At 73.3% G+C, this 18626-nt stretch carries 18 protein-coding genes; all 18 read right to left on the reverse strand.

All coding sequences use genetic code 11. From position 1 onward, the window contains the following. Positions 1–13: 13 nt before the first annotated feature. The 18 genes from lysM to D9C15_RS17270 all read right to left on the reverse strand — a co-directional run bounded on the left by lysM (position 14) and on the right by D9C15_RS17270 (position 18568). A complete protein-coding gene (gene lysM, locus D9C15_RS17185; RefSeq protein WP_127999429.1) occupies positions 14–523 on the reverse strand; it encodes a peptidoglycan-binding protein LysM in 510 nt (169 codons plus the stop codon). Between the two features lie 184 nt (positions 524–707). Beyond that, positions 708–1391, reverse strand: a complete 684-nt coding sequence (gene aqpZ / locus D9C15_RS17190) for an aquaporin Z (protein WP_127999644.1) — start codon at positions 1389–1391, stop codon at positions 708–710. A 536-nt stretch (positions 1392–1927) separates the two neighbouring features. Continuing rightward, positions 1928–2362 carry a host attachment protein gene (locus tag D9C15_RS17195; RefSeq protein WP_127999431.1) on the reverse strand — a complete coding sequence of 145 codons (435 nt, stop codon included), beginning with the start codon at positions 2360–2362 and terminating at the stop codon, positions 1928–1930. Positions 2363–2389: 27 nt separating this feature from the next. Beyond that, positions 2390–2647 carry an acyl carrier protein gene (locus D9C15_RS17200; protein WP_127999433.1) on the reverse strand — a complete coding sequence of 86 codons (258 nt, stop codon included), beginning with the start codon at positions 2645–2647 and terminating at the stop codon, positions 2390–2392. 10 nt (positions 2648–2657) lie between these two features. Further along, positions 2658–3815 (reverse strand): dihydrolipoamide acetyltransferase family protein, encoded by a 1158-nt coding sequence (locus D9C15_RS17205; protein ID WP_127999434.1) that lies wholly within the window; start codon positions 3813–3815, stop codon positions 2658–2660. Continuing rightward, on the reverse strand, positions 3812–4789 hold the full coding sequence (locus tag D9C15_RS17210) for an alpha-ketoacid dehydrogenase subunit beta (protein ID WP_127999436.1): 978 nt from the start codon (positions 4787–4789) through the stop codon (positions 3812–3814). Before D9C15_RS17210 ends, D9C15_RS17205 begins: the two co-directional genes overlap by 4 nt. A 6-nt stretch (positions 4790–4795) precedes the next feature. Continuing rightward, positions 4796–5356: a flavodoxin domain-containing protein gene (locus D9C15_RS17215; protein WP_127999438.1), complete on the reverse strand. Its 561-nt coding sequence runs from the start codon at positions 5354–5356 to the stop codon at positions 4796–4798. A gap of 14 nt (positions 5357–5370) precedes the next feature. Next, entirely contained in the window at positions 5371–6378 is a 1008-nt protein-coding gene (gene pdhA / locus D9C15_RS17220; protein ID WP_127999440.1) for a pyruvate dehydrogenase (acetyl-transferring) E1 component subunit alpha, read from the reverse strand. Next, entirely contained in the window at positions 6375–8135 is a 1761-nt protein-coding gene (acsA, locus tag D9C15_RS17225; protein ID WP_127999442.1) for an acetate--CoA ligase, read from the reverse strand. The genes pdhA and acsA overlap by 4 nt, the downstream gene beginning before the upstream one ends. 151 nt (positions 8136–8286) lie before the next feature. After that, positions 8287–10017 (reverse strand): pilus (MSHA type) biogenesis protein MshL, encoded by a 1731-nt coding sequence (locus D9C15_RS17230; RefSeq protein ID WP_127999444.1) that lies wholly within the window; start codon positions 10015–10017, stop codon positions 8287–8289. Beyond that, positions 10014–10454, reverse strand: a complete 441-nt coding sequence (locus D9C15_RS17235; RefSeq protein WP_127999446.1) for a hypothetical protein — start codon at positions 10452–10454, stop codon at positions 10014–10016. The genes D9C15_RS17230 and D9C15_RS17235 overlap by 4 nt, the downstream gene beginning before the upstream one ends. Beyond that, positions 10451–11077, reverse strand: coding sequence for a hypothetical protein (locus D9C15_RS17240; RefSeq protein WP_127999448.1), 627 nt, complete (start codon positions 11075–11077; stop codon positions 10451–10453). Before D9C15_RS17240 ends, D9C15_RS17235 begins: the two co-directional genes overlap by 4 nt. Then, positions 11074–11685 carry a PilN domain-containing protein gene (locus D9C15_RS17245; RefSeq protein WP_127999450.1) on the reverse strand — a complete coding sequence of 204 codons (612 nt, stop codon included), beginning with the start codon at positions 11683–11685 and terminating at the stop codon, positions 11074–11076. Before D9C15_RS17245 ends, D9C15_RS17240 begins: the two co-directional genes overlap by 4 nt. A 9-nt stretch (positions 11686–11694) precedes the next feature. Next, positions 11695–12702 (reverse strand): type IV pilus biogenesis protein PilM, encoded by a 1008-nt coding sequence (locus D9C15_RS17250; RefSeq protein ID WP_127999452.1) that lies wholly within the window; start codon positions 12700–12702, stop codon positions 11695–11697. Further along, on the reverse strand, positions 12702–16718 hold the full coding sequence (locus D9C15_RS17255; protein ID WP_127999454.1) for a DUF6701 domain-containing protein: 4017 nt from the start codon (positions 16716–16718) through the stop codon (positions 12702–12704). Before D9C15_RS17255 ends, D9C15_RS17250 begins: the two co-directional genes overlap by 1 nt. After that, positions 16715–17170 carry an agglutinin biogenesis protein MshP gene (locus D9C15_RS17260; RefSeq protein ID WP_127999456.1) on the reverse strand — a complete coding sequence of 152 codons (456 nt, stop codon included), beginning with the start codon at positions 17168–17170 and terminating at the stop codon, positions 16715–16717. The genes D9C15_RS17255 and D9C15_RS17260 overlap by 4 nt, the downstream gene beginning before the upstream one ends. Next, the gene (locus D9C15_RS17265; RefSeq protein WP_127999458.1) at positions 17167–18009 is read right to left on the reverse strand and encodes a PulJ/GspJ family protein; all 843 of its coding nucleotides are present in this window, start codon (positions 18007–18009) and stop codon (positions 17167–17169) included. The genes D9C15_RS17260 and D9C15_RS17265 overlap by 4 nt, the downstream gene beginning before the upstream one ends. Then, complete coding sequence (locus tag D9C15_RS17270) at positions 17987–18568, reverse strand: type IV pilus modification PilV family protein (protein ID WP_127999460.1); 582 nt, start codon at positions 18566–18568, stop codon at positions 17987–17989. Before D9C15_RS17270 ends, D9C15_RS17265 begins: the two co-directional genes overlap by 23 nt. Positions 18569–18626: the final 58 nt, after the last annotated feature.

Consider the following 18626-nt stretch of genomic DNA (forward strand, 5'->3'; position numbering starts at 1 on the left):
GGGTTGGCGGGTATCAGGCCGGGATGCGCAGCAGCTGGCCGGGATAGATCTTGTCGGGGTGGCCGAGCATGGGCTGGTTCGCCTCGAAGATCTTCATGTACGCACCCGCATTGCCGTAGTACGCCTTGGCAATCGCCGACAGCGTGTCGCCACGAACCACGGTGTGGTAACGCGACTCGTCGGCCGGCTGGGCGACCGTCATCAGGTCGTTGACCTGCGCCACGCCGGTGACGTTGCCGCAGCACAGCAGAATCTTCTCCTTCGTGGCCTGATCGGCCGCGGTGCCGGCGACGGTGGCCGTCGACGTGGCGCCGTCGAAGGTGACCTGCAGGCCGTCGGCGCCGAGAGACTGTGCCGCGATGTAGGCCTCGATCGCGCTGCCGGCCTTCTGGTTCGCGGCTGCGGCGGCGGCCTGCAGCGCGGCGTTGTCCGGAGCGGCCTGCGCCTGCTGCGCGGCGGCCTCCGCGTCCTTGTGGCCGAACAGCTTCTCGCCGGCCTCCTTGAAGAAGCTCATGATGCCCATGGTGGGTTCTCCGTGATCGGGCGCTGGGCCCGTGGTTGTAGTGATGTGCCCGTCCCGCCGCATCCTGACGCGGCAGCGCGACGTGCGCTGCGAAGCAAGTCCGTAAGGGCGGCCGGCGCGGCTTGCCGGAGCCGGTGTCGCACCTTCCGTGCAGCGCTGCTCGCCAGCTGCGGCCGGGTGACGATCAGCGCTGGCCGACGAATCGATAGACGAGCGCGCCGATCGCGGCGCCGACGATCGGCGCGACCCAGAACACCCACAGCTGCTCCACGGCCCAGCCGCCGGCGAACACGGCCACGCCGGTGCTGCGCGCCGGATTGACCGAGGTATTGGTGACGGGAATGCTGATCAGATGGATCAGCGTCAGGCACAGACCGATGGCGATGGGCGCGAAGCCGGCCGGCGCGCGATCGTCGGTCGCGCCCAGGATGACGACGAGGAACATGGCCGTCATGACCACCTCGCACACGACCGCGGCGAGCATCGAGTAGCCCCCGGGCGAGTGGGCGCCGAAGCCGTTTGACGCGAAGCCGCCGGCCACGTCGAAGCCGGCCTTGCCTGACGCGATGAGGTAGAGCACGCCGCCCGCGGCGATGGCGCCGATCACCTGCGCGGCGATGTACGGGGCGAGGTCGCGTGCGGGGAATCGTCCACCGGCCCACAGGCCGATCGAGACGGCCGGGTTGAGATGGCAGCCGCTGATGTGCCCGATGGCGTACGCCATGGTCAGCACGGTCAGCCCGAACGCCAGTGACACGCCGTGCAGCCCGATCCCGACACCGGGAAAGGCCGCGGCCAGTACGGCGCTTCCGCATCCGCCCAGCACCAGCCAGAACGTGCCGACGAACTCTGCCGCGTATCGTTGCATTTGAACCTCCTCGATGATCTTCATGGGTCACTCGCGCAGGTCGTTGCCTGCTGCGACGGACGAGGTTTTATGCGCCAGCGCTTCGCACGACAACGCAGAAGTGATGCTTCAGTGACCAAGCTCACGCACCAGAGCATCGCTATGACGTCAAGCAACGGCAGCGTGAGTTTTTTGACAACGTCACCAATGCACGACACTGCAACCAGCGGGTCTGGCGGCCTGTACCTTTGCCGACATCCCACTGGTTGCCGCTGCACCTGGTCCCGACACGCGGGCTGCCCCAAACCATCTCAGTGGCGGCGACCCGGAGAATCCGAGCGCCTTGCAGCTAAGTCCGCGGCCGCCGTCCTCGTACTGCGCTGGTGTTCCGTACGGGGAGGGAGCGACCCATGCCTTCAACAAGTTGCCGCAGTCCTTTGGAACTGCTGGAGCACAGTGTGCGCACGTGCATTCGACAGCACTAGAAACGTGCCCTTCGGGCATCACCGCTTCTGGCCGTTCAGCAAACAGCAAGCGCCCCTCGGCCGGTGCCGCCCTCAGGCCTGCCGCAACCGCTCCGCCAACTCGTCGTCGCGCAGCCCCGTGTAGTCGGCGGCCAGCGTGCGCAGCAGCGACTTGCGCGCCTGCTCGCCCAGGTGGGACTTCAACAGACCGAGAAACGGGTTCGAGGCCACCAGCACCAGCCCGGCGCACTCGCCGCGCGCCACGCCCTGGTCGAGCAGGGTGGCGAGTTCGCGCGCGAAGCGGTCGTGCTCGCGCTCGTGCGCGTCGGTGTGCGGCGGGTAGGCGCTGCCGCCCGGACCAGGGTTCTCGGCATGGACATGGCCCGGCCGGTCGGCCTCGAGCGCCACGCCCTTGAGCCGGCTCTGCGGGTGCACGAGGTCGGCCCGATGCACGTAGACACCCGGTCGATCGGTTTCCTCGAGCACGCGGGCCCGAGCCGCGTTTGCCACCACCAGCCAGTTCTTCATGATGTCCGCTCCGTCGTCGCGCCCTCATCACGCCGGGCCGGGCGCCAGGCGCCCGGCCAAGTACGCGACGATGGCGTCGAGCGTCGTCAGCCGCGCATAGTCGGCCTCGGGGATGTCGACCCCGAAGCGCTGGTGCAGCCCGACGATCACGTTGAGCCAGTCCATCGAGTCGAGGTCGACCTGCTCGCGCAGTGCGCGGTCGTTCGCGAGCGGCTCGCCGGCCAGCTCCGGGGCGATCGCCAGCAGCGTTGCCATGACGCCGGCGCGGATCTCGTCGTGGGTCATGCCTTGCTCCTCACAGTTCGTGCGGGCGCTGCAGCTGGTCGCGCAAGCGCGCCAGGAACAGTGCACCGCGGTGGCCGTCGCTGACGCGGTGATCGGCCGCGAGGCTGGCGGTGAGCACCGGCAGCGCCACCACCCGACCGTCCTCGACCCAGGCGCGCTCGGCGATCCGGCCGAAGCCGATGAGCGCCACCTGCGGCGGGTAGATCACCCCGGCCACCGACTCGACGCCCTGGTCGCCCAGGTTGGTGACGGTGACCGTCGGGTCCGCCAGTTCGGAGCTGCGCAGGCTGCCGGCCCGGGCACGCTGCACCAGGTCGGCCAGTTCGGCCATCAGCTGCGCCAGCGGCTTGGTGTCCGCCGCGTGCAGCGCCGGCGCGATCAGCCCGCCGCGGCGCAGCGAGATCGCCACGCCCAGGTGCACCGCCTCGGAAGGGCGGAACGCGCCGTCGACGAACACGCCGTTGAGCTCCGGCACGGCGCGCAGGGCCAGCGCCACCGCCTTGAGCAGCAGCACCGCCGGCAGCAGGCGGTGCGTCACCGGCAGGGCCTCGTTGTAGGTGCGCAGCCACTCGAGCGCGGCGCGCATCGGCACCGGTTCGGCCAGGTAGTAGTGCGGGATCTCGCGCTTGGAGCGTGCCATCGCCGCGGCGATCACCTTGCGCATCTCGGCGGCGCGGTCCGTCGCGGGGGCGGCGGCCGGCGCGGGTGCATGGGCGGCGCGCTCGACGTCTGCCAGCGTCACCGCGCCGTCCGCGCCGGAGCCGGTGATGCCTTCGAGCGCGAGGCCCAGTTCGGCGGCGCGCCGCCGCGCGGCCGGCGAGACCGGCATGCGCGTGGTGCCGGCGGGCGGCGGCGGCGCCACGACCGCAGCGACCGGTGCCGCCGGCGCGGCAGCCGGTGCCCCCGGCACCACGGCCGCGCCCTCGGCCTCGCCGGGGGCCCGCAACCAGGCCATCACCGTGCCCACCGGCATCTTCTGCCCGACCTTCACGAGCAACTCCTGCACCGTGCCCTCGACCCAGGTCTCGACATCGATGGCCGCCTTGCTGGTGTCGACCACCGCGACCACGTCGCCCTTCTTCACCGCCTGGCCGGGGGCGACGCGCCACTCGAGCAGCGTGCCTTCGTCCATGTCGGCACCGAGCGAGGGCAGCTTGAACTCGATCATGCGCGCCCGAGCAGCTGCTTCGCCGCGGCGACGATCCGGCCGGGCTGCGGCAGCGCGGCCTCCTCCAGGTGCTTCGCGTAGGGGATCGGCACCTCCTCGCTGCACACGCGGGCCGGCGGCGCATCGAGCTCGTAGAACACCTGCTCGACGAGGCGCGCCATCAGCTCGCCGGCCAGGCTGCCACTGCGCCAGCCCTCGTCGACGATCAGCGCGCGGCGGGTCTTGCGCACCGAGGCGGCGATCGCCGCGTCGTCGAGCGGGCGCAGCACGCGCAGGTCGATCACCTCGGCCGAGATGCCGTCGGCGGCCAGCGCCTGCGCCGCCTCCAGCGCCTTGCCGAGGCTGCCGCCGTAGGTGAGGAGCGTCAGGTCGGTACCGGCGCGCCGCACCGCGGCATGGGCGATGTCGGTGCTGAAGGCCTCGGGCAACTCGCCCTCGAGGTTGTAGAGCTGGGCGTGTTCGAAGATCAGCACCGGGTCCGGGTCCTGCAGCGCGGGCCAGAGCATGCCGCGTGCATCCTCCACCGTCGCGGGCGCGAGCACACGCAGGCCCGGCACATGGGCGTACCAGTTCTCCAGGCTGTGCGAATGCTGCGCGGCGAGCTGGCGGCCGGCGCCGGTGGCCATGCGGATCACCACCGGCACGCCGAACTGCCCGCCGGACATGTGGCGGTACGCGGCCGCCGTGTTGACGATCGCATCGAGCGCGAGCAGGCTGAAGTTGACCGTCATGATCTCGACGATCGGCCGCGCCCCGCCGAGCGCCGCGCCGATGCCGGCGCCGACGAAGCCGAGTTCCGACAGCGGCGTGTCGCGGATGCGCTCGTCGCCGAACTCGGCCAGCAGGCCCTTGCTCACCGCATAGCTGCCGCCGTAGCGGCCCACGTCCTCGCCCATCAGGAAGACACGCGGGTCGCGCTGCAGCGCCTCGCGGTGCGCCTCGCGCAGGGCCTCGCGGTAGGTGGTGCGCGCCATCGCCGCTCAGCGCGTGCGGCTGCCGGGAAGGTGCGCCTCGGCGAGGAACTCGTCGACGAAGGCCTCGACGTCGTCCCAGTCGGTGTACTCGTGGTCCTGCGCGGTGTCGGTGCTGCCGCCACGCTGCTTGGCGATCAGCCGCATCACCAGGCGCTTGAAGTAGTCGTACTGGGTGTACTTCAGCGCGCCGGCGACGCAGCGCACCGCCCAGGGCCGCAGCCCGGTCTCGACGACGAACTCGTCGAGCAGGCGGCGTGCCTCGATGCGGCTGTCCATGTCGTCCTGCGCCGCGGCCAGGCTGACCGAGAAGAAGGCCACCGGCATCGCCGCCAGCCAGGCCTGGTTGCTCTTGGCGAAGTGCAGCAGCGCGTCCTGGTGCTTGTGCTGGTGCACCGAGCCGCCGATGAAGGCGGCCTGGTACGTGCCGCTGGAGGCCTGCGCGGCCGGCGAGGTGACGTCCACCAGTTCGGCGCGGTGGCCGCGGATGCGCAGCCGCTCGGCGATGAACTCGGCCACCTTGCGGGTCTGGCCCTCGGTGGTGGCGTAGGCGACGAGGATGGGTTGCATGGTGATGCGTCCTTTCAGCGTGCGGCGAGCACGTCGCGCGACAGTTCGGCCACGGGCTCCCAGGTGCCGGCCTCGGCGAAGGCCACCGCGGCGTCCACCTCGGCCAGCGCCTGCGCGTCCAGCGCCTGGAACCCGGCCTCGTCCAGCATGCCGGCGGCCTTCAGCCTGTCGGTGAAGGAGTGGATCGGGCCGTGGGTCTTCCAGCGCTCGACCTCGGCCTTGTCGCGGTACAGCTCGGCATCGAACATCGAGTGCGCGCGGAAGCGGTAGCTGTGCAGCTCGAGGAAGAACGGCGTGCCCTGCGTGCGCACCCGCTCCACCGCCTGGCGCGCCGCCTCGTGCACCGCGAGCACGTTCATGCCGTTCACCTGCGCGCCGGGCACGCCGCAGGCCGCGGCCTTGGCGACGAGGTCGATGCGCGCCTGCGCGCGCGACAGCGCGGTGCCCATCGCATACAGGTTGTTCTCGCAGACGAACAGCACCGGCACGCGCCACAGCGCGGCGAGGTTGAGCGACTCGTGGAAGGCGCCTTCGGCCACCGCACCCTCGCCGAAGAAGCAGGCGCTGACGCAGCCCTCGCGCTGGAGCTGCCGGTCGGCCAGCGCCAGCCCGGTGGCCAGCGGCAGGCCGCCGCCGACGATCGCGTTGCCGCCGAAGAAACGCGTCGCGCGGTCGAACAGGTGCATCGAGCCGCCGCGCCCGCGCGAGCAGCCTTCCTGCTTGCCGTACATCTCGGCCATGATGGCGTTCATGGCCACGCCGCGCAGCAGCGCGTGGCCGTGCTCGCGGTAGGTGGCCACCACGTTGTCGCGCGGCAGCAGGTTCGGCATCACGCCGGCGGCCACCGCCTCCTCGCCGATGTACAGGTGCAGGAAGCCGCGGATCTTCTGCTCGCCGTAGAGCTGCGCGCAACGCTCCTCGAGGCGGCGGATGCGCAGCATGTCGCGCAGCCGGGCCAGGCAGAAGTCGCGCTCGTAGCGGCGCACGTCGGTCGTGAACTCGAGCGCGGGAGGGATCGTCATGCGCCGCCTTCCAGGGTCGAGGTGTCGCCTTCGGGCAGGCCGAGTTCGCGCGCCTTCAGCAGCCGCCGCATGATCTTGCCGCTGCGTGTGCGCGGCAGCACCGGCAGGAAGGCGATCTCCTTGGGCGCCACCGCGGCGCCGAGCCGCTTGCGTGCATGGCCGAGCAGTTCGGCGCGCAGCGCCTCGGTCGGCTCCACGCCCTTCTTCAGCGAGACGAAGGCCTTGACCACCTCGCCGACCACCGGATCGGGCTTGCCGATCACGCCGGCCTCGGCCACCGCGGCATGCTCCATCAGCACGCTCTCCACCTCGAAGGGCCCGATCAGGTGGCCGGCCGACTTGATCACGTCGTCGGCGCGGCCGACGAACCAGAACCAGCCGTCGGCATCGCGCCGCGCCAGGTCGCCCGTCAGGTACAGGTCGCCGGCGAAGCATTTGCGGTAGCGCTCCTCCTGGCCGAGGTAGGCGCGGAACATCGACGGCCAGGGCGTGCGCAGCGCCAGCTCGCCCTCGGTGTCGGGCGCGTCGACCGGCACGATGCCGGCCTCGCTGCGCCGCACGATCAGCGCCTGCACGCCGGGCAGCGGCCGGCCCATCGAGCCGGGCCGGATGTCCTGCGCCGGGGTGTTGGCGATCATGATGCCGCCGGTCTCTGTCTGCCACCAGTTGTCGTGGATCGGCCGGCCCAGCACCTCCTGGCCCCACCACACCGCCTCCGGGTTGAGCGGCTCGCCGACGCTGGCGACGAAGCGCAGCGCCGGGAAGCGGAAGCGCCGCGCCAGCTCGGGCCCGGCCTTCATCAGCATGCGGATCGCGGTCGGCGCGGTGTACCAGACGCTGACCCGCTGCTCCTGCAGGATGCGGTACCAGCGTTCGGCATCGAACTCGGCCGCGTCGACGATGCTCGTCACGCCGTGCAGCAGCGGCGCGACGATGCCGTAGGACGTGCCGGTCACCCAGCCCGGGTCGGCGGTGCACCAGAACACGTCCTCGTCGTGCAGGTCGAGCGCGTAGCGGCCGGTCGCGTAGTGGGTCAGCACCGCCTCGTGCACGTGCACCGCGCCCTTGGGCGTGCCGGTGGTGCCGCTGGTGAAGTGCAGCAGCGCCGCGTCCTCGCCACGCGTGCGGATCGGCGGCGGCTGCGTCGGGGCGGCCGCCATCAGCGCGGCGTAGTCGTGCGTACCCGGCACCGCGGTGCGCGCACCGTCCTCGCCGACCAGGATCACGTGCTGCAGCGACTCCAGCCGGGCACGCATCGGCTCGACCTTGCGCCGGTACAGCGCCTCGGTGGTGACGAGCACGCGGGCGCTGCCGATGGCCATGCGCGTGGCGATCGGCTCCGGGCCGAAGGCGGAGAACAGCGGCGTGACGACGCAGCCGTGCTTCAGCGCGCCGAGCACGGCGACGTAGAGCGCCGGCAGGCGGCCGGCCAGCACGAACACCCGCTCGCCGGCGGCGACGCCCAGCCCGTCGAGCAGGTTGGCGAAGGCGTCGGTGCGTGCCTTCAGCTCCGCGTAGCTGCAGTCGGACACGCGGCCGTCGGCGGCCAGGAAGCGCAGCGCGGTGCGCCCGGCACGCGGCCCGTCGGCATGGCGATCGACCGCGAGCTGCGCGATGTTGAGCGTGGCCGCACCGGCGCCGGCCAGTTCGTCGCGCACCTGCTGCCACGAGAAGGCGGCGCAGGTGGCCGCCCAGTCGGCCAGGTTCGGCGCCACCGGCCAGTCGGCGGCGGTCTTGTGGATCACGGCATCGCGCATGGGCCGGTCGTTCCTCCGGCGTGGCGGCACGACGGGCGTCGCGCGCTGGCACGCACGCCGATTGAAGGCGCCAACGCGCCGTGCGGGCTTGAGCCTGCGCAATCGCAGCCGCGGTTGCGGCTGCGCCGGCGCCGGTGCCGGTGCCGGCGCGTTACTTCGCCGCCGCCTTGCTGCCGTCCAGCGTGATGACGCGGGTGCGCGCGCGGTCGAGCTCGTCGAGCGCGGCGGCGGATTCGCGCGTGCTGCGCTGCCAGTCGTCCGCGCCGCGGATGATGGTCGGGCGGATCAGCACCACCAGCTCCTTCTTGCGCCCGCTGCCCTGGTTGTTGCCGAACAGCGTGCGCGTGACGATGTTGCCCGAAGCGCCCGGCAGCCCCGAGTTGCGGCGCGTGCTCTCCTGCTGCATCAGCCCGCCGATGGCGACGATCTGCCCGTCGGGCACCCGCACCACGGTGTCGGTCTCGTTGACGCTGCTGGAAGCCAGCGGCAGCCGGTAGTTGCCGATCGTGCCGAGGTCGATCTGCTTGGTCTTCTCGCTGACCGCGCTGACCGAGGGGTGCACGTGCAGCGTGATCGTGTCCGCCTCGTCGATCTGCGGCGTCACGTCCAGCGCGATGCCGCTGAAGAAGGGCGTGAGCGTCAGCGTCGGCAGCGTGGTCGTGCCGGTGTTGCTGTTGGTGCCGGTGGCGATGGTGCCGCCGGAGACGTTGGTGACGAAGTACTCGTCGGTGCCGACCTTGAGCACCGCCTTCTGGTTGTTCAGCGTCGCCACGCGCGGGCTGGAGAGGATCTGCACGTCGCCCTGCGTCTCGAGGAAACCGAGCACCGCGGCGAAGCCGTTGCTCGCGAGCGAGAGGCCCAGCGCACCGTGGCCGCCGGCGGGCAGCGAGACACCGTCGATGCGCACCCCGTCGGCGGCGGCGCTGAGCGTCGGCAGGCCCTTGGAGTTGCCCAGCAGCGGGTTGCCGGCGTAGCCGCTGGTCTGGCCGGCGGCGCCGCGCGCACGCAGGTAGGACCAGTCCACCCCGCTCTCGAAGCCCTCGCGCAGCTCGACCTCGACGATCTTCGCCTCCAGCATCACCTGGCGTTCGATCGCCGCGCGCGTGCTGCGCAGGAAGTTCTCCACCTGGCGCAGTTCGTCGGGCATCGCGCGCACCGCGATCGTGCCGGACTGCGGGCTGCTGACCACGCTGCGTCCGGCCGCGCCGCCCACCACGGCGCGCAGCGCGTCGGTGGTCTCGGTCCAGAAGTCGCTCGTCGAGCTGGTGGTCACCTGGCTGCTCTCGGGCTGGGCCAGGCTGGGGCTCGCACTGCCGGTCGCATTCGCACCGCCGCCGTTGTTGTTCGCCACCGGCGCCGAGCCGCCGCTGACCCGCAGCTCGCTGCGGCCCTGGCGCTTGGCCTGCAGGTAGTTGACCTGGAAGATGCGCGTCTGCAGCGTCGGCGGGTAGACGGTGACGCGCCGGCCGTCGATGCGGAAGTCGTAGCCGTAGACATCGCGGATCGACTCGAGCGCTTCGCGCATCGTCACGCCGCGCAGCGTGACCGACAGCGTGCCCGAGACCTCCGGGTGCATCAGCATGCTGTAGCGGGTGTCGGCCACCATCGAGAGGAACACGTCGCGCGCCTGCGCACCGGCCACGATCAGGTCGAAGCGCGGCTCGGGCGGCACCGCCTCGCGCGGGGCCGGCGGCGGGGCGACGGCCACCGGCGCGGCCGCCGGGGCGGGCGCCGAGGCGGGGGCGGCCGGCAGGCCGAGCTGCAGGCGCTGCGGTTCGCCGATCGCGAGGGCGCGCCAGGGCGGCCGGTCGGCGCAGCCGGACAGCAGCAGCACCGCGACAGCGGCCAGCAGGAGGCGGGGGGTGGTGAGCACGGCGTTCATGGCGTGTCCGTGGGTCGAAGGCGGGGCGCCCGGGCCAGGGCCGGGGCGGGCAGGGGTGTTGCGGACGAGGCCGCGGTGGCCGGCTCGGCGGCGGCCTGGCGCGTGATGCCGGCGAACAGCGGCACGCGCTGCAGGCGCGCACCGTCGCGCAGCCAGATCGCGTCGTCGCCGATGCGCTCGATGCGTCGCTCGCCGAATCGGTCGCCGACACCGCGCAGCCGCGTGCCTTCGACCGCGTAGCGGCGGCCGTCGACGACGAGGATCTGGCGCAGCACCGGCGCGGCGGCGGCGGCCGGAGCGGCCGATGGCGCGGCGCTGCCGGCCACGGCGGACCGTGCCTCGGCGGGCGGCTGCATCGGGTCGCGCAGCGGCTCGGCGCGGGCGCAGCCGCCGCCCAGCACGAACAGCAGCAGCGCCGCGACGGCGCGGCGCGTCATGGCAGGCCTCCGGGCACCAGCACGCGCACGTTCAGCTGCGCGAGCTCGCCCTGGCTCGCGAGCGTCAGCGCGCCCCAGCGCACGCCGGGCAGCTCGCGCTCGAGGTCGGCGAGGTAGGTCATCAGGTCCAGGTAGCGGCCGGCGACCCCGAGCTCGACCCCCTGCCAGCGCAGCGCGCCGGCCTCGGGCGTGCCCGGCGCGGCGGGTTCCGGCGGCAGGGTTGCCAGCCGTGTCAGCACCAGGCGCTCGTGACGCCGCAGCGTGTGCTGCAGCAGGCCCGGCAGGCGCGTCAGCCGCTCGGGGTCGGCCAGCCGCGCCTGCAGCTGCGCGTCGAGCTGCTGCAGCTCGTGCCGGGCCGCCTCCACCGCGGCGCGCTGGCGCGCCTCGGGCGAATCGGCGGCGGCGGCATGCGCGGCCGCGAGCTGGCTGCGCAGCGCGTCGAGGTCGCCGGCGCCGCGGCGCAGCTGCTCGGCCAGCGCGCGGCGCATGGCCATCTGCGGTGCGAGCACCAGCGTGTCGGCGAGCGCGCCGAGCACCAGCACGAGGGAGACGAACATGATCACGCGCTCGCGCAGCGAGAGCGCATCGATGCGGCGCGCCTGCGCCTTCCAGAACGGGCTCATCGGGCGGCCTCCGTGCGGGTCGGCGCCGCGCCGGCGATCACGAAGCGCCAGCCGTCGTCGCCGCTGCGCTCGACCTTCAGCGCGGCCAGCGGCAGGCCCTCGGTCAGCGGCTCGCGCGCGAGGCGCTCCAGCCAGGGCCGCAGCACCTCGGGCTGGCGCGTCATGCCGGCCAGCTCGATGCGGCCGTCGGCCAGCTTCAGCTCGGTCAGCCAGGCGGCGGGCGGCAGCGACTGCGCCACCAGGCGCAGCCGCGCCGCGTGGCTGGACTGCGGCGTCGCCAGCCCGCGCTCGAGCTCGTCGAGCGCGCGGCGGCGCTGCGCAAGGTCGGTGTTCACGCGCGCCAGCTCCTGCGCCAGCGCGGTCGGCGCCGGGCCGGAGGCGGCGGGCTGCGCGGCCAGGGCGGCGGCCAGGCGTTCGCGCTCCTGCGCGTCGCGCCCGAGCACGCCGGCGAGCTCGTGCCGCAGCGCGGCACTGCCCCAGGCCGCCCACGCGCACAGCAGCGCGAGCGCGACGCCGACGACGCCGAGCGCCTGCGCCATCGCCCGCGCCGAGAAGTGGCGCTGCGGCGTCAGGAACAGCGGGCTGTAGAGGTTGATCTGTTGCGGCATCTCGGGTCCTCAGGCGCTCACCGGCTCCTCGCGCAGCAGCGCGCCGAGCAGCGGCAGCACCGCGTCGCGCAGCGCGGGCTCGGTGTACTCCAGGCCCTCGAACAGCGCGAGCGGGTCGAGCGCGTTCACCTCCAGGCCGAGCGCGCCGCGCAGCAGCGCCACCAGCGTGTCGGTGCGCGCGCCCGCGTACACGTCCACGGCCGCCAGCGGCAGATCGGGCCAGCTGCGCTCCCAGACGTCGATCGAGCGCTGCAGCTCGATCACCAGGTGCGGCACCTCGGCCCGCGCCGGGGCGGCGTCCGGCTCGGCGCCGTAGTCGACGATATCGATGTCGTCGAAGTCCATCGGTGCCGCGGGCGCCGGCGCGGCGGCCGGGCCGGCGCGCGGCGACTCGGGGCCTTCGGTGTTCTCGATGCGGCGCGTGTAGAACAGCTCGCCGCCGGCGCTGATCGTCAGCACCGCGAGCGTGCCGTGCAGCACCAGCGCCGCGCTGGCGCGCGCACCGCGCTGGCGGCGCTGCGCCGCGGCGCTCTGCAGGTTGCGCTGCGCCGTCTCGCGGATGTCGATCACGCGCAGCGCGAGGCCCGCCGCCTGCGCCCACTCGCCGGTCGACTGCACCAGCGCGTTCGGCGCGGCGGCGACGAACAGCTGGTGTGCCGCACGCTCGCGGCCGTCGCCGACGCGCAGCACGTCCAGCGTCAGCTCGTCCAGGCGCGTCTCGACCATGTCCTTGATGCGCCAGCGCGCGGCCGCCTTCAGCTCCTCGGGCGGCACCGCCGGCGCCTCGATCTGCAGCAGCTGCGCGCCGGCCAGCGGCAGCACCGCGATCGTGTCGCAGCCGGGCAGGCCGAGGCCCCGCACACGCCGGGCGAAGGCGGCGGGCGTGTCCTCGCCGCGTGCGATGCGGCCGCAGCCGCGCACCCGCGTGCCGTCGGCATGCACCCAGGTGAGCGCGTCCTCGTCGAGGCCGATCGCGAGCCGGTCGCGGCGGTGGGCGCGGCGCCAGGGCAGCTTCATCAGTAGTTCTCGCGTTGGTAGATCACGGCGTCCGCGCCGCGGTACAGGCCGAAGCTGGCGCGCGCCGACGGGTCCTTGTCCCAGCTGCTGCCGCACCAGGCGCCGCGCAGGTGGGCGAGGTTGGCGCCGGCCGTCGCGGCGTCGCCCGTCGCCGGCGTCCAGGGCTGCAGGCAGGAGGCGTCAGTGGCACTGCTGCCGAGGCTGAGTGCCACGTCGACGCTGCCGGCGCGCCCGCCGCCCGGGGCGGCCAGCAGCAGCCGGCCGATGCCGCCGGCCAGCGTGACGCTGCCGCCGACGCTGGTGTCGGCCGTGGTCAGCGTGCGCCGCAGGTTGCCGAAGTTCACGGCGCTCGCCGGCACGCTGGTGCAGCTGTCCAGCGTGTTGGTGTCGAAGGCGCTGCCGTTCCACGACTGCGCGACCAGCGGCAGCGCGAGCGCGCGGTCGGCCGCGCCGATCGCGTTGGTGAGCCGCAGCCGCCCGTAGCGCAGCGCGACCGTGCCGAGCCGCGCGCGGTCGGCGCCGGCCGTGGTGTCGGTGTCGAGGTCGTAGGCCGCCAGCGTGACGCCGTCGCCGTCCGCCGGCGCGATGCCGAAGGCCGCGTCGAACGGGCCGTCCGGGCCGGTGCCGCGCAGCGCCGCGGCGGTCAGCGTGATGCCGCTGGCCACGCCGTTGCTCCAGCTGCCGCCGGAGGTGCCGAGCGACAGCCGCGGGCTGGCGCCGCCGCTCGCGAAGCGCGTGCCGCCGTCGATGCCGGCGAGGTTGAAGTTCGCCGGCGTCGCGAGCGCCAGCCGGGCGAAGCTGCCGGTGTAGTTCTGTGTCGTCGCGCCGGCGAGGTTCTGCGCCGTCAGCGTGAAGCCGAGGCGGAAGGTCTCGTCGAGGTAGGTGAAGGCCGAGGCCGGCGAGCACGCGGCGCCGGCGCGGTGCGTCACGCTGGCCGCCGAGAGCGCGAAGCGCGCCGGCACGAAGCGGCCGACGTTGCCGCTCGTGGTGCCGGCCACGGCGCCGGCGCCGAGGTAGTCGCCGTCGGCGAGCGCCGGTGTCAGCGTGATGATGCCGACCTCGCTGAAGGCGAGCGTCATCGTCGTGGCCGCGCCGTTGGCGAAGCTGCCGCCGGCGATCGTCGGGTTGGCGAGCGTGCCGGTGGCGCCGCCGGCCGGCAGCACCAGCGTGCGTGTCAGGGCGATGCCTTCGGGCACGTTCTCGCGGCCGAAGTTCGGCGTGGCCGCGCCGCCCGACGTCAGCGCGGTGACGGTGGCCCCGAAGCTCTCGCCGGCCATGACGAACCGGCCGCCGGTCGCGCTGGTCGCGCCCGGGTTGGGGGTGCTGGGGCTCGCGGTCTGCCGGATGCTGGAGAGCGCCAGCGCGGCCGGCCTGGTGACGAACGCATTGCTGCTGCCCGACAGCGTGTGGCCGTTGACGCTCTTGCTCGCCCACAGCGTGATCCGGCCGACGTCGTTGTAGAGGAAGCTGAAGGGCGCGTTGCCGTTGGCGTCGAACACCATCGGCACGGCCGTCGTGCTGCTCACGCCGCTGGACGGGTTGCCGGCGATCGCGACCGCGCTGCTGCCCGTCAGCGTCATCAGGTTGCCGGCCGAGCAGGTGGACGGGTCGTTGCACTGCAGTGCCCAGTGGACCGTCGTGCTGCCGGTCAGCCCGGCCTCGCAGGCCTTGGTGGCGGTGCCGCTCTGCACGGCGCGCAGCACGTAGCTGCCCGAGCCCGTGCCGGCGGTCTGCGTCGGCACCGTCGTCGCCGCGCCGTTGGCGGCTGCGGCGATCACGAAGCCGGCCGTGTTGATCGTGATCGAGCAGCTGTTGGCCGCGCTGCAGCTGCTGCCGTTGACGCAGCAGCGGCGCGGATTGCTGGCGAGCGACTGCTCGCCCGACAGCGTGACGGTGACGCTCGCGCCGTTGCTCGCGTTCGGCACCGAGAGCGTCGTGCTCGCGTTGCCGCTCGCGTCGAAGCTCAGCGTGCTCGTGCCGAGCGTGCCGGCGCTGGTGGCGAGCGTGGCCGTCTGGCCGGCGAGCGTCGTCGCCTTCGAGGTGCAGGGGCTGCTGCTGTTCGTGCACGCGACCAGGCTCACCGTGGTCGGCAGGCAGGCCAGCCCGGTGGCGGGCAGCGAGAGCTCGTAGTGGTCGATGCCCGAGGTGCAGGTGTGCACGAGGTCGGGCAGCGTCGCGACCTCGAGCGCCGACAACGCGCTGTTGTAGACGCGGACCTCGTCGATGTAGCCGTTCGCGGTGTTGGCGGTGTAGCCGGCCGGCGTGCCGGTCACGCCGGCCATGCGCTGGGCACCCACGTACAGCGTCGCGAGCGCACCGAGCGTGCCGTTGAGCGTGGTGGCCGAGCTGGCGGCGAGGTCGCCGTCGAGGTAGACCGCCAGGCTGCTGGCCGCCACGTTCCAGGTCACCGTGACGTGGTGCCACTCGTTGGCCGGGTAGCCGTAGCTGGTGGTGGCCGCGGTGGACGTGGTGCCGGCACTGTCCTTCAGCGAGAAGCGCAGGATGCCGCTGCCGTCCTTGACGAGGAAGAAGTGGCGGTCGCCGCCGGCGAGGTCGTTCGACGCGTCGAACAGCAGGCGCGCGTTGCCGTCGTTCCAGACCGACGACGAGGCGTACCAGAACGCGATCGTGCCGGCGTTGCCCAGGTTGTTGGGATCGATGCCGGTGTCGATGCCGATCGCCGTGGTGCCGGCGGGCACCCGGCCGGCGCCGCAGGTGCCGGGCGTGCCGGCGATCGCCGCGCCGGGCGTCGCGGGCACGCTGCTGCCGGTCGGGCTGGCGCTGCCGAGCGCGCTGGCGTTGCGGCCGTTGCCGCTCGAATCGCTCACCGTGCCCCAGCCGGATTCGTCGAGTGCGTAGTAGGCGTAGGGCGCGGTCGGGATCGGGTAGCTGTCGCTCGCGGTGTTGTTGCCGGTGTTGCCGTCGCCGCCGGTGCCCGAGACCGTGGCGGTGTTGGTCAGCGTGCCGCTGGCGCCCGCGGCGACGCTGACGTTGATCGTCAGCGTGGCGGCCGCTGCGCCGGCCGCGAGCGCGCCGTTGCGGGTGCAGGTGACGGTCTGTCCGGCGGCCGTGCAACTCCAGCCGCTGCCCGAGGCGGAGGTGTAGGTGAGTCCCGCCGGCAGCGTGTCCACCACCGTCAGCGGGCCGGGTTCGGGGTTCAGGCCGTTGTTGGTGACGACCAGCGCATAGCTGCCGGTGCCGCCCGGGCTGAGCGCCGCGCCGCGCGTCATCGTGATCGCCGGGTCGATCAGCGACGGCTGCAGCGCCATGATGTGGCCGATGCCGTAGTCCACGCTGCCGGCGGCGGTGGCCTGGGCCGAGCCGGTGGCGCCGACCGCCGCGCGCGGCGCGGTCGACATCTGCAGCGTCGTGCCCACCTCGTTGGCCGCGATCGGGGCCGACTGGTCGAGCCGCTCGGTCAGGCCGGCGATGCCGCTGGGCGCACCGAAGCTCGACGCGGACAGGTAGCTGATCGAGGTCACCACCATCGTGTTGGCGCTGACGGTGGTGACCGAGTTGGTGCTGTGCGTGGTGCCCGAGTTGGTGAGGCGGGCGCTCCACGCCGCGCCGTTGTTGTCGATCGGGTTGCCGTTGGAGGTGTCGATGCCGGAGAAGGCGAGGATGCCGCCCACCGCGCTGCCGCCGCCGTTGGACGGGTTGGCGAAGGTCCAGGTGTAGTTGGCCGGCTCGCCGGTGCCGACGATCTTGTAGTAGGTCAGCAGCGTCATGCCGCCGGGTGCCGTGGTCGTGCCGCCGTTGGTCTGGTTGGTCGAGGTCATCAGCGTCCAGCCGGCCGGCACGGTGACCGTCATCGAGCGGGGACGCGCGGCGATCGAGGCGATCAGCGCCTGCCCGGCGGTGACGCCGGCGGGCCGCGTGATCGTCAGCGCGCCGGCCGTGCCGTTGGCCGGCAGCGCATCGTTGCGGCCGCTGCTGCCGCCGAGGTAGACGATCGCCGCGCGTGCCGGGTCGAGCAGCGCGAGGCCGAGCAGCAGCAGCGCGAGCAGGCGCCTCATCGCGACACCGTCCGCACGAGCTGCCGCTCGACGTAGGTCGCCTGCGGCGTGCCGCTGCCGGGGCAGGCGCCGCCGCTGGGCGCGTTGCAGGCGTTGGCCACGAGCTGGAAGAAGGCGAGCGTCGTTGCGCCGTCGGCCAGCGTGCCGCTGCCCGGCGTGCGGGTGCAGCTGACCGTCACCGTGAAGCCGGACAGGCCCGCGATCGTGAAGCTGGTGGATCCGAAGCAGCCCGGCGCGGCGGCCGGCGGCGCCGGATTGCGCAGCACCTGGAAGGCGCCCCATTCGAGTCCGGCGCGCGCGGCCTGGTAGGCACGTGCCGCCTCCAGCTCGGAGGCCGAGCCGAGCTGCTGGCGCAGGCTCACCTGCGCGAGCGTCGCCCCGAGCGCGGCCAGCACGACGAGCACGAACAGCGCCGAGACCAGCGTGAAGCCGTGGGGCCGCATCGTGCTCATGGCAGGTTGTCGACGTGCACCGCGTGGTGCAGGGCGACCGTCTCGGTGCCGGCCGAGGTCGTGGTGCTCAGGCTCAGCTGCAGCTGCACGAGACCGGCCCGCGCCGCGACGACGGAGGCGTCGTAGTGGAAGCGGCAGGCGCTCACGCCGCTGGCCAGCACCGCGCTCGTGCCGCCGGCGGGCGGATCGGGCTGGCTCGCCTGGAAGCCGTAGCCGCTGTGGCGCGTCAGCGTGCCGGCGCCGAGGTCGCAGCGGTAGGTCACCGGCGGCTCGACCGCCACCACGCGGTAGGGCGGCGCGAAGCCGGCCACCGGCAGGCCGGCGCTCGAGCTCAGCGTGATCGACGCGAACGAGCCGGCGCCGTTGCCGGTGGCGCGCCGGTTCGAGGCGGCCTGCTCGGCCGCGCTGCCGTTGGCGGCGTAGGCGTCCGAGCCGGTGATGCCGGGGCCGAGGTTGTGGAACACCACCTCCTGCGCGGCCGTCAGCGCGAGCGGCGGGCCGATCAGGTCGAAGCTGCCGGCCACGCTGCCGAACACGAGGCGGTTCGTGCCCTCGGCCACGTAGCGCGCCCCGGCGCTGGTGGGGATCAGCTCGAGCGCCAGGCCGCTGGCGCTGACACGCGCGCTGTTGGGCAGCGCGATGCGCAGGTCGCGGCCGATGCGGCGCAGCGCCAGGTCCGCCTGGTCGACGAGCTGCGCGCGCGCCGTGGTGGCGAGGTAGGCCTGCACCGGCGGCACGATGAAGTGCGCGACGGTGGCGAACAGCGCACCGGTGATGACGATGACCAGCACCGCCTCGATCAGCGTGAAGCCGCGTTCAGAGCGGCGACTGCGGCGCATGGCGCGTGCGGTAGCCGTCCAGGCTGACCGAGGTGTTGGCGGGGCCCGTCACGGTGACGGTGATGCGCAGCGCGTCGCCGCTGGCCGCGCTCACGCTGCCCAGCGCCGCGGCGGCGACGCCGACACTCGCGCGGTAGGCGCCGAGGCCGTTCACCGCCGCGCCGGTGATGTCGACGATGCCGTTCATCGTGTAGCCGTGGTAGTCGTCGACGTGGTCGAACTGCGGCGTCGCGAAGCGGCCTTCGCCGGCCTCGGGCCCGATCGCATCGGGCAGGCTCGCGCAGCCGGCGCTGCTCGTCGTGGTCTCGAGGTTGGCGTCGTCGGCGTCGCAGAACGTCAACGGCATCAGCTCGATCTCCTCGAGCAGCGATTCGGCGATCGCCAGGGCCTGGCGGCGCAGCAGCGGGTCGGCGCTGGCCGCGGTGGACTGGGTGAAGACTCGCAGCGTGCCGGCCAGCGCGGCGCCGACGACGACGATGAAGATGATCAGCTCGACCAGCGAGAGCCCGCGCGCACGCGCGGCGCGCGAGGCGGTCGGGAGTCGGGCAGGCAGGCGCATCGGTCGGGCGAGGGAGTCCTGTCCCCGATGCTAAGAAGTGATCGCTCGCGGCGATCTC

The organism is Piscinibacter defluvii (assembly GCF_004011805.1).
Classification (GTDB): domain Bacteria; phylum Pseudomonadota; class Gammaproteobacteria; order Burkholderiales; family Burkholderiaceae_C; genus Piscinibacter; species Piscinibacter defluvii.